17 protein-coding genes are annotated in these 13,879 nt (G+C 49.8%); 8 read left to right on the top strand and 9 right to left on the bottom strand.

The annotated features are described in order from the left end of the window. Positions 1-10: 10 nt before the first annotated feature. From IG609_RS08910 to IG609_RS08880, 7 genes are read right to left on the bottom strand one after another with little or no spacing between them, the layout of a single operon-like run. Entirely contained in the window at positions 11-556 is a 546-nt protein-coding gene (locus tag IG609_RS08910) for a replication protein P (RefSeq protein ID WP_162940876.1), read from the bottom strand. Then, positions 465-1,454, bottom strand: coding sequence for a DnaT-like ssDNA-binding domain-containing protein (locus IG609_RS08905; RefSeq protein WP_193400518.1), 990 nt, complete (start codon positions 1,452-1,454; stop codon positions 465-467). The genes IG609_RS08910 and IG609_RS08905 overlap by 92 nt, the downstream gene beginning before the upstream one ends. After that, positions 1,454-2,101: an ASCH domain-containing protein gene (locus IG609_RS08900; RefSeq protein ID WP_193400516.1), complete on the bottom strand. Its 648-nt coding sequence runs from the start codon at positions 2,099-2,101 to the stop codon at positions 1,454-1,456. Before IG609_RS08900 ends, IG609_RS08905 begins: the two co-directional genes overlap by 1 nt. Positions 2,102-2,139: 38 nt before the next feature. Continuing rightward, positions 2,140-2,364 (bottom strand): hypothetical protein, encoded by a 225-nt coding sequence (locus tag IG609_RS08895; RefSeq protein WP_193400514.1) that lies wholly within the window; start codon positions 2,362-2,364, stop codon positions 2,140-2,142. An 8-nt stretch (positions 2,365-2,372) separates the two neighbouring features. Next, the gene (locus tag IG609_RS08890) at positions 2,373-3,071 is read right to left on the bottom strand and encodes a hypothetical protein (RefSeq protein ID WP_250127248.1); all 699 of its coding nucleotides are present in this window, start codon (positions 3,069-3,071) and stop codon (positions 2,373-2,375) included. A 37-nt stretch (positions 3,072-3,108) separates the two neighbouring features. Further along, positions 3,109-3,672, bottom strand: coding sequence for a toxin YdaT family protein (locus IG609_RS08885; RefSeq protein ID WP_193400512.1), 564 nt, complete (start codon positions 3,670-3,672; stop codon positions 3,109-3,111). A gap of 2 nt (positions 3,673-3,674) precedes the next feature. After that, positions 3,675-3,905: a transcriptional regulator gene (locus IG609_RS08880; protein ID WP_193400511.1), complete on the bottom strand. Its 231-nt coding sequence runs from the start codon at positions 3,903-3,905 to the stop codon at positions 3,675-3,677. 128 nt (positions 3,906-4,033) lie between these two features. On the opposite strand from IG609_RS08880, the gene IG609_RS08875 reads away from it, so the two are divergent. The 7 genes from IG609_RS08875 (at position 4,034) to IG609_RS08845 (ending at position 11,794) form a co-directional block, all read left to right on the top strand. Next, on the top strand, positions 4,034-4,441 hold the full coding sequence (locus tag IG609_RS08875) for a helix-turn-helix domain-containing protein (RefSeq protein ID WP_193400509.1): 408 nt from the start codon (positions 4,034-4,036) through the stop codon (positions 4,439-4,441). A 472-nt stretch (positions 4,442-4,913) separates the two neighbouring features. Further along, positions 4,914-5,078, top strand: a complete 165-nt coding sequence (locus IG609_RS08870) for a hypothetical protein (protein ID WP_193398122.1) — start codon at positions 4,914-4,916, stop codon at positions 5,076-5,078. After that, a complete protein-coding gene (locus IG609_RS08865) occupies positions 5,075-5,269 on the top strand; it encodes a DUF1482 family protein (RefSeq protein WP_193398123.1) in 195 nt (64 codons plus the stop codon). Before IG609_RS08870 ends, IG609_RS08865 begins: the two co-directional genes overlap by 4 nt. 562 nt (positions 5,270-5,831) lie before the next feature. Beyond that, complete coding sequence (locus tag IG609_RS08860) at positions 5,832-9,284, top strand: RecE family exodeoxyribonuclease (RefSeq protein WP_193398124.1); 3,453 nt, start codon at positions 5,832-5,834, stop codon at positions 9,282-9,284. A gap of 10 nt (positions 9,285-9,294) precedes the next feature. Then, positions 9,295-10,392 carry a RecT family recombinase gene (locus tag IG609_RS08855; RefSeq protein WP_193398125.1) on the top strand — a complete coding sequence of 366 codons (1,098 nt, stop codon included), beginning with the start codon at positions 9,295-9,297 and terminating at the stop codon, positions 10,390-10,392. 75 nt (positions 10,393-10,467) lie between these two features. Further along, positions 10,468-10,737 carry an excisionase gene (locus IG609_RS08850; RefSeq protein WP_181844255.1) on the top strand — a complete coding sequence of 90 codons (270 nt, stop codon included), beginning with the start codon at positions 10,468-10,470 and terminating at the stop codon, positions 10,735-10,737. Then, positions 10,715-11,794, top strand: a complete 1,080-nt coding sequence (locus IG609_RS08845) for a tyrosine-type recombinase/integrase (protein ID WP_193398126.1) — start codon at positions 10,715-10,717, stop codon at positions 11,792-11,794. The genes IG609_RS08850 and IG609_RS08845 overlap by 23 nt, the downstream gene beginning before the upstream one ends. Before the next feature lie 316 nt (positions 11,795-12,110). Here IG609_RS08845 and IG609_RS08840 read toward each other — a convergent pair whose 3' ends face one another. Then, positions 12,111-12,467: a YebY family protein gene (locus IG609_RS08840; protein WP_102117840.1), complete on the bottom strand. Its 357-nt coding sequence runs from the start codon at positions 12,465-12,467 to the stop codon at positions 12,111-12,113. A gap of 283 nt (positions 12,468-12,750) precedes the next feature. After that, positions 12,751-13,257: a non-heme ferritin gene (gene ftnA / locus IG609_RS08835; protein ID WP_039480733.1), complete on the bottom strand. Its 507-nt coding sequence runs from the start codon at positions 13,255-13,257 to the stop codon at positions 12,751-12,753. 370 nt (positions 13,258-13,627) lie between these two features. Here ftnA and IG609_RS08830 point away from each other — a divergent pair, with 370 nt between their 5' ends. Further along, positions 13,628-13,858, top strand: coding sequence for a DNA polymerase III subunit theta (locus IG609_RS08830; RefSeq protein WP_193398127.1), 231 nt, complete (start codon positions 13,628-13,630; stop codon positions 13,856-13,858). Positions 13,859-13,879: the final 21 nt, after the last annotated feature.

Below are 13,879 nucleotides of genomic sequence, written 5' to 3'. Positions count from 1 at the left end.
CGATTGTTGGTTAATCAAACATTCCAGCGGCCTTGCGGCGCTTGAATTCCGCATAAGCCAGCTCCGCAGGTGTTGGCCCGCCTGGATGTTTTGGTGCTGCAAGCTGACGGCGAATCGGCGGAATGCTCATGCCATGGCTGATGTTTTTCACCCACTTCGCGAGCAAACGCTCTGCCAGCCTCTCCAGTTCGCCGTCCGTCATGCGGCGTTCAGTGCCGACACGTCGCATCTCGATGCAGAGGTGGTACAGCACAGGCTGGCGCCACGGGAATTCCGTGCTGCTCGAATAGCGATACGACTCGTTGCGCCAGCGCTTGTATTCGGCCATCACGTCATCGGTGCTCAGCCCGAACGGGTTGGCTCCGCACTCAGCAACCAGCGATACAAACTCCGCTAAATCTGGCGGCCACGAATTTCCAGCAGCACAGCGTTCCAGGCACCCCGCACAAATCTGCTGCAATTGCTCAGGTGTCATCCCGCTGATAATTCCCACCCAGATTTCCGACGGTGCTGTCCCGTTCTTCGCTGCCCAGCGGTCTGTGAATATTTCCCCCATAACCTCCCATAGTTGCCATGCCATCTGAGTTGCCTGAGTTTTCTCGCTCCCACTGCTCACGGGCTGCCCTGATACGCTGAACGGCGCGTGGCGCGGTTGAATCCTGGTTAACTCCCTCATGATTATTCACCTCGGTTTTTTGTTTACCTGCTCCTGCCCGCACCTGCTGGATGTGCCGAGCAAATTTCTGTTCCCACTGGAGCTGGTGGAATGCCTTACCCTCCGGCTGCCAGTACATGACAAAACCCGCTAACTCAGTTGGCTGGTAGTCCTCTGTCAGAACCACCCCCGCCAGCGCAGCCCGTTGTCGAAAATCTAACGACGGTCTCCAGTCGGAAAACATCGGGAATTTACCGATAGGTTCATCGATACCCGGCAGGTATTCAGGTAGTCCGTTGTTTTCAGCAGGAGGTAAATTTTCCTCGCGCGTTATGTGTGGGGTTTTATCTTTTACTTCTTCTTCTAATTCTTCTTCTGGTAACGCTTTTTGAAACTCAGATGTAACGCTCGTAGCGTTACTATTTGCGTTACCGTTTGACGGTTTTTTACGGTGTTCTGTAACGCGCCTATTGCTAAGTGTCCGTTTTTTAGAAGATTTCCCGTTATGTCGTTCAAAGTTGGGAAACATCAGGGTATTGCCCTCAGCCTTGAGCCAACCGACTTGAAGCAGTGCGTCAGCGAAGCCGGGGAAAAAAGTGATGCGATCGATAGCGTTTTTTGTAACGCTCGTAGCGTTACCATTTGCGTTACCGTCTATCGTTTGTTGGTCAGCCCACGACCACAGGCGGATCAGTTTTCCTAGCACTGAATCAGGGTCGATGCTCAATATTTCGGCCAGTTGGTAAATCTCCGGCTTGTCGGGCGTAATGACCTCAACCTTGATCCATTCGTAAGCCATTAGGCCCCCTTAATGCGCTTAAAGGTGATTGCCCATACCCATGGGTTAGCGTCCCATGATTCCTCGCCGTAGATGGATTGCCACAGCAACGCAAACGTAGGTTTCGCATCCTCAGCGCAACACCCTATCTTTAGCGCCATATCAATGATTTCTATGTTTTCAAATCGCCCATCTACCTCATCAATACCCTCTGACCAGCAATCCTCTTCGCTGATATCGTTCAGACGCTCAACGCGCACACCAGTGATTTCCAGCGTGATGCGGGACGCCCATCGCGGCATGTGGATCGACGGCGTCCAGCCTCCCACTGGCTGGCTACTGTCGGGGTAATCAGATCGGTAATCGCAAAGATCTGACGCTTTTGATATGCCGTCCTTAATTTCTTGAATCGCATCATCGTCAAGCCAGAATCCGTTAAACGTCTCCCGCACCCACAGACGATCGCCAACTTTGCCGAACGGGCAAAGGTCATGCTGAGGTGCGTCCAGAACATGCGTATACACCCCGTTTTTGGTTTTTGTCGGCTTGCGTAAAACAAGGCAGTTATCAGGACTGACGTTAGCCACAACCCGCCGCGTCTGCGTTTTCTGACCGGGCAAAATCGCCCGAACCATTTCGCCGTTAAAAATAATTCCGGTCTCTTTCATAACCGGGCTCCTTAGTAATGTTGATTGGTCAAAACTCGTTACTTCGTTGTTCGTGCTTTGGGCTGCTTCGTACTGTACTTCTCAGCCCACAACCGTCCTTCTCGCAGACAGTCGTCAATCATCTTGCCCTTGCCGCTGGATTGGGATACACGGCGGTAATATTCCAGCGCCTTGGCTACCCCCCCCTGCGCGATACCGGGCGTGTAGCCCTTTTTCAGCAAATCCTCGCGAACGTGCTTGGCTATGAAATCCTGATGATTCATGGCTCACCTCAATCAACCCATTCGGCTGCATTGAGAATCTGGATAAGCTTTTTGGTCTGTGCGTCCCATGCTGCGTCCCGTGCTGCGGCCCGTGCTGCGGCCCCTGCTGCGTCCCATGCTGCGGCCCGTGCTGCGGCCCATGCTGCGTCCCATGCTGCGGCCCCTGCTGCGTCCCATGCTGCGGCCCGTGCTGCGGCCCGTGCTGCGGCCCGTGCTGCGGCCCCTGCTGCGGCCCGTGCTGCGGCCCGTGCTGCGGCCCCTGCTGCGTCCCATGCTGCGGCCCCTGCTGCGGCCCCTGCTGCGTCCCGTGCTGCGGCCCACTCCTCGTCGGTGGCCAGACCCTCAGCGTGCCGCCACGCGACATCCAGAGCCGCGATGCTTCGCTCATCTTTCATCAGGTACTGAACCCGTCGTGCGCACCAGACTGCGTATTTACGCCAAAGATTTTTGCATTCAGGGCGAACGCGGAGCGCCCAAATTGCATCCTGAATGTGTTCAGCGGTCACTACGGACGCTGCCGGGAACTGCTCATCATCAGCCAGAGATAGAATCTCTTCAGGCAGTTCGTCAGTACCATCAATATCGCCATCCTCGATCAGTTCGTCGCGCTGTTCGATGGTGATTTTCCCGCGAGCATGCAATACGCGCAGGAAGCCGTCTTTACACGCGCCAGCGTCAAGAATCTCTTTCAGTGAAACAGTAATCATTTGGTTTACCTCTTAATGGTCTTTGGTCAAAACTCGATTAGAAAATCCCGTTGAACATCGTCACGGTACTATCCAGAACAGCAGCCCAGCGATCGGGCGGCGCCAACTGAATAAGCGACATGACCCCCTCTTTTATCTTTTGCTCAAGTTCACGCAGCGGTTCGCCCAGCAGCGCGGACTGTTTTGCTTCAGAGCATTCGCGCGACGCAGTGGCCACCAGCTCCGCCTTTGTCTTCCCTTTCTTTAACCCGTACTGGCGCGCAATCTCCAGCGGCATTACATCAGCGATAGCCGGAGTCAGTTGCTCGATGTACCCTGCGTAACGCTTAGAGTTGAAAGGGTTATCAAGCCAACGAAACAGGTTTTGTTTGTTGTTGCGTGCTGAATCGCCAAGTTGCAGACCGCGGCCACCACGACGGCGCCATTCGTCGACCACCAACTGAGCGATCGCCTCTTGCGCTTTACCTGGCAAAGTTTTCTGCCACGCATCAACGGCGTCACGAACAGCAGCGTGTGCCGACACAGACTGGCGAGATTGATTTCTGGATTTCAGCAATCCCGTTTTGGCGTAGTTATCATCCTGATAAGTTTGCGTATGCATGGTTAGGCTTCCTTTTCCTTGGGTAGGCCGTCAGTTGGGTTTGGGTAAAGGTCTGGGCGTAGTTCGTGAGGGGTGACTTTCCAGTCAATGGCGCGGGCCACTTTGACCACCAACTCCCCCGGAACCTTATTTTTAAACCAGCCGTTAACCGTCTGAGCCCGACGATTAAGTCGGCGACCCAGCTCAGCCTGGCTGCACACAGACAGTAGTTTTCGTTGGGTGGATAATTTCATACATCTCTCTCGTTGATTGAAGATGACTCAATTATTCAAATTAAATCGATAGTGTCAAATTATTTCGATAATTCTTGCTGTAGAAAAAATCTGTATACTTATGCACAAATGTGCGCAGAGGCTGGTTAATGAACTTCGGAGAGCGTTTACAACAAGCACTGGATGAAATGGGAATGTCTCAGTCCGAGCTTGGGAGGCGGGTTGGTGCAACACCGCAATCTGTAAGTGGCTGGTGCCAGGCTGGCATTTTGCCGAGAAAAGAAATCCTCGAACAATTGCCGCAGGCCACAGGCAAGCCACTCTATTGGTTTTTCATGGATGCCAGCGACGAGCTATCGATGCAGTTAACTAATAGGCAAGGCAACCACAGCTCAGTGGACAGAGATGTGTCTCATCTTTTGCATGTATTCTGCCAGTTGCCAACAGAAGATCAGCAGCGATTCGTCGGTTACATGGAGGATAGATTGAAGGAACTTGATAATGTCATGGCTGAATACCTCAAAAGGCGAAAGATAGACCCTCCTGACTCTCTGTAAGAATCCCTCTCCCCATAACCCGCTTCGGCGGGTTTTTTATTTTCTCATAGCCATCCTCCCTTTTAACTCCTGCGTCCACCGAAAAATCCATCAATAGAAACGGGCATTACAAACCCCGATATCAAATTTAATTGACACATTACGATTTAATCGATAATACTATAAGCACACAACGCAGCAACGCCCCAACGCATAACCCGCTGAGCAATACCACGAGTTACTCAGTAATGCGAACGAGCTAAGTAGCCAGCCTGAGGCGAAAGAACATGACGGCAGTTGCTGGAAGTATTGAGAGCGTTTCGCGGTGTGGTGAGTAAGGTTTTCGTGAAGGTTGTCGAGTTTCCCTGACGAAAAGTTGAGCCTGACCAGCCCGACACTCACCGCACCAGCGAAACGCTCTATGTCAAACGCGCAGCAGGTTTTATCAACGTTCCGCCAGCCGGGCGACAACGGCAATAAGAAGGGATAAGCGATGGTTAAGAAATACCAAGATGTGAAGGTTACAGATCTTCAATGTATCTACGAAATTCAGGGTGATGAGGTTGTTTGTGACGCAGACAAACAGCAGGTAACCATCGAATCCTTCACCTATGAATGGCTGATTGTTGACAACGAAAAATACGGATTTGGAGTATGACGGAAACACTATTCGCGCTGGTTCTCGTCATCTGTACGACGACTGGCGAATGTCACGAGGCTGTGCTGGGTGTTTACGACACGAAGCAGGATTGCGTTGCTGATATGTACGATCAGCGCGTTCACGGCGAATGCTATCCAGTGGAGGGGGTTATCTCCACGGGCGACGACCAACGCCCTGCTACACGTTAATCGAGTTTTGAATAATAACCATTAGCTAGCGGATTGCTGGCACCAGGGAAACGTCTGCTCCACGTTACGGAGCACCACAATCAAAGAGCGCGGCGGGCAAAAAAGACTGCTCCACCCTCAACAAAGGAAATGCCGGTTCCTGAGGTGCACGGGGAAACCTGTCGAACAGTGGAGATTCCGCTCTTTTTGATTGTGGCGTTCTCAAGCGAGATGCAGCGCCGGCCGACGCAAAGACCCGAAAATCGGCTGAGTCACAGCAACTGGTGACCAATACAAAAACAGAGCGGCGGGAAATAAGTGACGGTAGCGCGTCAGTGCCACAACCCCATCACGTTAGGACCGTGATAGCTGTGCTTAGAAGTACTTTGTTGTGATGTCTTTCGGTGGTGCGGTTTCTCTTTGCCAATCCACCGCTTTTTAAAACGCAAAAACCCGCCGAAGCGGGTTAGTACGCCGGTTCGCCGACCAAAGCTTACCGGAATCGAGTTTTGACCAATGACCACTACCAGATGGGAGCTATCAAAGTCCCAGGTAGTTTACTATCCAAAGGAGCTATAACGCAATGAACACCTTCGCGTTTCTCATCAAAGCAAAGGCAAAATCAGACAAGAAGAGCCTGTTCTGCTGGTTATCTGCTAAATCCGACTCACGCGCAGAGCGTGAAATCATGAACATTCTGGAAGACGAGGAGATCACAACCGGCCGCGGCGGTGATTATAACTTGCCCGTCCGCATTGATTTCCCTGTCTTTAACGACTTACCCGAAGAAGGATGCCTTGATTACACCTGGTTCGATCGCTACGAACTGGCTGAGGATGGGGTTACATGCAAAAAAATCTGCATTATCGAACCTCAATATACGGAAGTTATCACCAAGAACACAACTACACCACCTGCAGAAGCAACGGTTCTGGTAGAAAACCGCTCTAAGAGCGTTCGCATGGCGATTCACCTGCAGAACGACAAATACATGACCCACGTGACGAAGGAACAGCAGCTGGCCGCCAGCGAATTGGCCTCCAGTGAATCCGCTCTCGAAACTAATAATGCCTATCTGCAGAAGTTGCTGCAAGCTACCAGCGACGTTGCTGAATTTGCCGACCTGTCGCTGCACGTCGAGTGGAAGTTGGTGCAAGCAGTTAAAGAGGCGTTCCCGCTGGATGATGAGCCCGATCCTGTGCTTATGGCCGAGTTCATGGCCGACTGGATCGCCGCAAAACCAGATGCCCGTAATGCGCTGACCGCAGAATGGGCAGGTGGCTTTCCATCAACAGAACAAGCGTCAACCAGCATTCAGGATGACCATGAGGCTGTCGCGGGGCAAACCGTATTGACTCAATCCGCCAGCGCGCCGGAATCTAACGGCACAATCACTATCGAGCAAGCCTCCTTCGCTCAGCGCGTTCTCGGCGGTTGGCTGTTCGGCTCATTCACTAAATTGTTTGCTGGACAGCAGACCGATATTTCTACGCTGCAACACGATATGGACGCGACTTATGTTCAGAATCTGCTGCTGGCGCTGAATAACGCTAAGGAGCTATTACAGGCACAACATGTTTTTCCTGACACGCTATTCAGCCTGATTGACTCAATCAAATCAGTGTGGCCGCAGAACGGCAAAGCCCCGTCAGTGGGCGACATCGTCTCATTCTCGAAAGAGTGGCTAAACGCACGTAACGAGGATTCTACGCTCGAGCGTTCGGGTCCGTATCGTCACGAAGTAACCGCCAAATGGGCGAAGAAATCTCGCGTACAGCGCACTGAATCTGGTGCCATTGCTGGCAGCGATAATGAAACGGATCGCAACCCTGATTACACGCATACGCTCGATACACTCGATATTGAAATCGCTCTGGCAACTCTGCCTATGGATTTTGACATCTACGAAATTCCGGTGTCGTTACATCGCCGCGCGAAAGAGATCATTGCCAACAAAGAAGAACCGTTCAAAACGTGGAGCCAAAAGCTATGCGCTATGCCCGGCATTCTGGATTACTCCCGCGCCGCAATTTTTGCTCTGATTCGCGGTGCCAACGCTGACATAACGCATTTCCCTGACAGCATGCAGCGTTACATCAACGCAAACCTGACCGAATCCGATCATGCGAATCCAACGCCGGAAACGTTGCAGCAGGCACGCCAGCACAGGTCCGCATCAACTGTTCTATCAAAAATAGACAGCGCTCGCGCTGGCAAATCAGTTGATTCCGACGTTGTGCTGAATACGGAATTTCAGACCGTAGGTGATGCTCTCGTAAAAGAAGTAACCCAACAAGCGGAGCCAGAAATAAAGAGCTTGGGTGGTGGCGTGTTCTCTGTTGATAGCCTTGTTAATGACAGCGCCACACAGCAGGAGGGTCTTGATGGCCACTTCTACATCGTTCACTCCACCACGGGAAAACTCAGCGAACTATTCAATCATCACAGACTAACTCAGTTAATTAACGATGGTTGGGTGGAAATTGATCGCGAGAAATTCACGGAGCTTCAAGCTGAGTTTGTAAGAAAGAGCCTTGAACCTAAAGAAGAGTTCTATGTTGAGGGTATCGGTAATGTGCAGATGGAAACGGCTGGCAACCAATCGAGCGAAACTAATTCAGCGGTATCAGCGTCAGCGAATGATGATGGCTCTATTGAAGAAGCGAGAGCAGCTCTCGAATCAGCAGTAAATAAATGGGTTGGTGAAGGTGCGTCCGAGGAGCCAATCGAGCCAGCAGCCACGAACGAGCCGCCACACTTCGAGCCTGGTCGCTATGAAGGGGTGTCAAATAACGATTACCACGCGGCGAACGGCGTCAGCAGCACTCAGGTAAAAGATGCGCGGGTCAGCCTGATGTACTTCAACGCACGCCACGTAACCAAGACTATCGCGCGTGAGAATTCCAAAGTGCTGGACATGGGTAACTTGGTGCATGCGCTGGCGCTGCAACCAGAAAACCTGCTGGCTGAATTCAGCATTGAGCCGGTAATACCTGAGGGCGCATTTACTACGACAGCGACGATCCGCGCGTTTATCGATGAGCATAACGCCACCCTGCCAGCTCCGCTTTCTGCTGATGATATAAAAGCGCTGCTGGAAGAATACAACGCCACCCTGCCCGCTCAGATCCCAATGGGTTCATCTGCGGATGAAACAGGTCAGAGCTATATGTCTCTGCCGCCAGAATACCAGCGCATTGAAGAAGGCCAGAAACAAACGGTGGCGGCGATGAAGGCTTGCATCAAAGAATACAACGCCACCCTGCCCGCTCAAATGAAGACCAGCGGTAGCCGTGACACATTGATCGAGCAACTGACGCTCATTAATCCCGATCTGGTCGCACAGGAAGCACAGAAGCCCGCGCAGTTGAAAGTTTCGGGAACAAAGTCCGATCTGATTCAGTCCGTTAAATCGGTTAATCCAGATGCGGTATTCGCTGACGAACTGCTCGATGCATGGCGCGAGAACCCAGAAGACAAAATATTGGTCACCCGCGCGCAGCTGGCAACAGCCCAAGCTATTCAGAAAGCACTACTGAATCACCCGACCGCTGGGAAGCTGCTGACACATCCGAGCCGAGCTGTTGAAGTTAGTTATTTTGGGTTTGACGATGAAACAGGGCTGGAAGTCCGTGTGCGCCCCGACATTGAAATTGACCTTGACGGTGTACGCATCGGCTGTGATCTGAAAACAATCAGCATGTGGAACGTTAAGCAAGATGGTCTGCGCGCGAAATTGCATCGGGAGATTATCGACCGCGATTACCACCTGAGCGCGGCAATGTATAGCGAAACCGCGACGCTCGATCAGTTTTTCTGGATTTTCGTCAATAAGGACGAAAACTACCACTGGATCGCCATCGTCGAGGCATCTGCGGAACTTCTGGAATTGGGCATGCTTGAGTATCGAAAAGCTATGCGCGCGATCGCTGCGGGTTTTGATACTGGCGTGTGGCCAGCTCCGATAATCGATGACTACGCCGACGAACTAAACGATTTTGACCAGCGCCGCCTTGAAGCGCTGCGCATAGCATAAGGGGATGACAATGCAAAATTCTAACGTATCACTGAGTGATCAAAACACAGTAGTTAACTCAAACGTTGCACTGTTTGACTCACAATATCTGAACGCAATTAGCACATTCGCACAGATTATGGCGCAGGGCTCAGCTACAGTTCCCGCTCATCTTCAGGGTAATCAGGCTGACTGCATGGCAGTGGCGATGCAAGCCGCACAGTGGCAGATGAACCCGTTCGCCGTTGCACAGAAGACGCATCTAATTAAGGGCGTATTGGGTTATGAGGCGCAACTAGTTAACGCAGTAATCTCACGTAGCGGGGTTTTGTCCAATCGCTTTGAGTACAAACGGTTTGGGCCATGGGAAAAAATACTTGGTCGCTTTGAAATTCGTAAAAATAAAGAGGGGCAGGAGTATCGGGTTCCGGGTTGGAGCATGGCTGACGAGGAGGGGGTCGGGATAAAGATATGGGCGACATTACGAGGTGAGGATGTTCCGCGTGAGTTAGAGCTGTTTCTCGCTCAGGCTCGTGTCCGTAACTCAACGCTATGGGCCGATGACCCATACCAGCAACTGGCTTATCTGGCAGTTAAGCGCTGGTCTCGGCTTTATTGCCCAGATGTGATTCTTGGTGTGTACACGCCTGATGAGCTTGAAGAACGAAGCGAGAAGGACGTCACGCCAGCAAGTACAACACAAGTCAGTCTAAAGGCGATTGTTAAATCATCGACCGCTGACGCGCCAGAAAAAACAGTCAGCTCGCAGGAGTCCACCAGCAATATTGATGCGCTAGCTGACGATTTTCGCGATCAAATTGAAAAGGCTGATGATGTTGATAAAGCTAAAGCCATTCGTGCTGATATTGAAACTCAAAAATCAGCGCTGGGTACTGCGTTATTTACTGAGTTGAAAAACAAGGCGGTGAAACGCTATTACCTAGTTAACGCAAAAAACCAGATTGAGGCGGAGATTAACTCTCTCCCCCAACCTGACGAACCCGATGCCGTGGAGAAATTTGCGGCGCTGGAAAAATCACTGGCGGCGGCAAAGCGTCACCTCGGCGACGAACTCCATGATCAGTTCGCTGTAACGCTGTGCGATATGAAACCTGAATACGTCTACTAATTAAAATGGGGAGGCTTGCCCTCCCCGCTAAAACTGATTCTGTGAAATCTAAACACATAACGTTATGAGGCGAATATGGGAAAGCTCATCACGCTAAACGAATGGGGAAAGCGTCATTACTCAAATGACAGCCTGCCAACAATTCAAACCCTCCAGCGCTGGGCGCGAGCTGGGAAGATTTATCCAGCTCCAGAAATACAGGGGCGGGAATATCGCGTTCATGAAGATGCCGTATATATCAATCCAAAAGATTACAAGTTATCGCGCCGGATAATTGCCGAAAGAAAAGGCTTTAATTCAGATTTAGTGAGGAGGATCATCAATGGCAAGGACGACAAGGTATGATGCCAATTTGCCGCGCAACCTCACGTACCGTAAGAAATATAAATCATTTTATTGGCGGAACCCGTTAACAGGAAAAGAAATATCGCTGGGACAGATCGCGCGCAGGGATGCAATTAGCCAGGCAATAGAAGCAAACAGTTTTATTGAGCAGAACTTCTCCCCGATAGCTCTGATTGAAAAGTTAAAGGTGAAAAAAGAACTCACCGTCGCTGAGTGGCTGGAGCGTTACGATGTGATTATTAAGCGCCGAGATCTGGCCGCTAATACCTACAAAATACGCTCTGGCCAGCTCGCTACAATTCAGCAATCGCTGGGAGTGAAAATACTAAAAGAGGTTACAACGAAAGATATTGCTGGTTTTTTGGAGATTTATTTACAGCAAGAAAAGTTATCAATGGCCGCAGGTTTCCGATCTGTTTTATCTGATATCTTCCGAGAAGCTATTGTTGAGGGGCATATAGACAATAACCCAGTGCTGCCAACGCGAACGCCCCAGCCAAACGTAAAGCGAGAGAGACTGGAGCTTGAGCAATATAAAGCCATTCGCATCGCTGCTGAAAAGCAGGCCCTGTGGTTTCAATTGGCGATGGATTTGGCGCTCGTTACTGGCCAGCGTAGGGAAGATGTCGCTGCAATTAAATTTAGTAATATTGTTGGTGACAGGCTGCTCGTCGAACAGCAGAAAACAGGAGCTAAAATTGCAATCCCTCTCGACCTGACAATCAATGCCATAGGACTGCGCTTGTCCGATGTCATTGAGCACTGCCGTAATACCAGTAAGACGGATTACATGATTAGTGTCGGTATTAGAAAAAATAGCCCTAACGGAGCTGTGGAGCTTAATGGGTTAACAAAGGGGTTTGTTAAAGCGAGAAAGGCATCGGGGATTGAATTAGATGAGAAGCCGCCGACATTCCATGAGATAAGAAGCCTGGCTGGGCGGCTGTATGAGAAGGAACGTGGAAGAGAGTTTGCACAGAAGCTGTTGGGACATACGTCAGCAAAAATGACAGAGAAGTATCTGGATACGCGGGGGAAGGAATACGCTTATCTATAAAAGACCGTATATCGATTTTCGTGGATTTTTCGTGTATTTTCGTGGATCTAAAAAATAAATCCTTTAAAAACAATGATTAAAAAAAAGACTGAATACGATTCCTGTATTCAGTCTAGGGAAATGGCTCTTGGGAGAGCCGTGCGCTAAAAGTTGGCATTTATACAAGCTGTAGTAGCCCTGTAGACTTAAGCTTAGCCAACTCCCCCGCGTTTTCCAGCCTTAGCCTATTCGCAATTATCACAAATGGAACAGGTTTCACACTTTACCTTAACCACAAAGAAGCAATTATTTAACATAAATAAGTAAATCAATTACTTCATGATTTAGTGTCTGGCTGACACAGTTGCTCAGCACGTTCGATAAATGGCTGGAGGCTTTTTTTCTGTCCAGGATGTTTAGGGTCGTCTAGCCAGATGACGTCTATCGGCTGCGCACTCACCTGTCCAGATTTCATTTGCGCAATAGCAACATCGTTTAGCGGATATTGCATCAACGTCCCTGTATGTAAGGCGTACAGCGCATTACCAGGACGGCAAATCAGTTGAACTTCTTCACGCGTGAAAGCCCAGCGATCTCCGTATTCAAACCGGCTGATATTTGCCAGTTTAGCGGCAGCAAAAGCATTCACTGAAAGTGAGGCAAGCACGACAGATAGCAAAAATTTCTTCATCATGGTATTCCCGACATGGCGTATTCAGACAATGATGTGTGTGAGTTTTTCGGCCTTATCCGGATCAGAGAAAGACAGCCTCAAACCTTATAAAACAGAAAGTTGTATATTACGACTGACGAGATCATAACGACAGCGAAAGGTGAAGTCGAGCACGAAGTCAGGAATAAAACCTACAAGTGCGCCATAGACAGAGAGGTCGTTCGAGAAGGGAAATCGCGGGATAAAGGGAATATTATCCCGCGTCATTCAAATACCCATTAGCCGACAGAAACGTCGCTTGTCGTTAAGCTGACGGTGCCGCCATAGACATTTTTTTCAGATCCTGATCGATGAAGAACAGACCGCCTTCGCTGGCTTTGACCAACGCAAGTTTGTCCAGAATAGAACGGAACAGTTTCTCTTCTTCGTGCTGCTCAGCAACGTACCATTGCAGGAAGTTAAATGTGGAGTAATCCTGCAGCGCCATCGCCTCATGTGCCAGCTCATTAATTTTTGCTGTAATGAGCTGTTCGTGTTCATAGGTCAGCTTGAAGACATCAGCCAGTGAATCAAAATCAATCGGAGGTGCAGCAATCGCGCCTAATACAGGCAGGCTTCCGGTGTCGTCCAGATAGTCAAACAGGCGCTGCATGTGCTGCATTTCTTCCTGAGAATGTGTCTTCAGGAAACTGGATGCGCCTTCAAAACCTTTGTCACCGCACCATGCGCTCATTTGCAGATACAAATTCGCGGAATAAAACTCCAGATTAAGTTGCTCATTCAGCTTCTGAATCATTTCTTTTTTTAACATGTTAACTCCCTATTTTCCCGGCAGGTGAAATTATTCAGGGCATTATGCCTGAAAAAACAAAATAAAAAACACTTTATTAACATTGATAGTAATTTAAAAAATAACCTAATAGTCAATGGCTTAAGCACAATCTAACTGATATTTATTATCATTAAACCTTTGGCTTAAATATATTATTGAGAATCATTTTTATTATCAAAAATAACAACTACGAGCGATATGATTTATGGCATTCCTGTATTAAAAATGATTCCTATTTCGTAATGAGAATAATAAACATCCACATGATAAGGTGAACGCTTGCCATTTTCCTGTCACTACTTTACCGTGGCACGCATCAGTCTGTGGCGAATAGGCAGGAGAAAACAGTATGGGATACAATCTGGCAGAATTGTCCAAAGAAGAGATGGATAAAGTTAACGTAGACTTGGCGGCGTCAGGCGTAGCCTTCAAAGAACGTTACAATATGCCGGTCATACCAGAGGTCGTTGAGAGGGAACAGCCCGAGAACTTGCGCTACTACTTTCGCGAACGCGTGATGTTTTACCGCCAGCGTTCACTGCAGTTCTCTCGTTTACCCTACGAACCCAAGTCTAAATAGCGATTCCGCTCGAAAGCTGCC

It is taken from the genome of Pectobacterium quasiaquaticum, from assembly GCF_014946775.2.
Classification (GTDB): Bacteria; Pseudomonadota; Gammaproteobacteria; order Enterobacterales; family Enterobacteriaceae; genus Pectobacterium; species Pectobacterium aquaticum.
The sequence above is the reverse complement of the archived record's forward strand: the minus strand, read 5'-3'. Positions and strand labels throughout refer to the sequence as shown.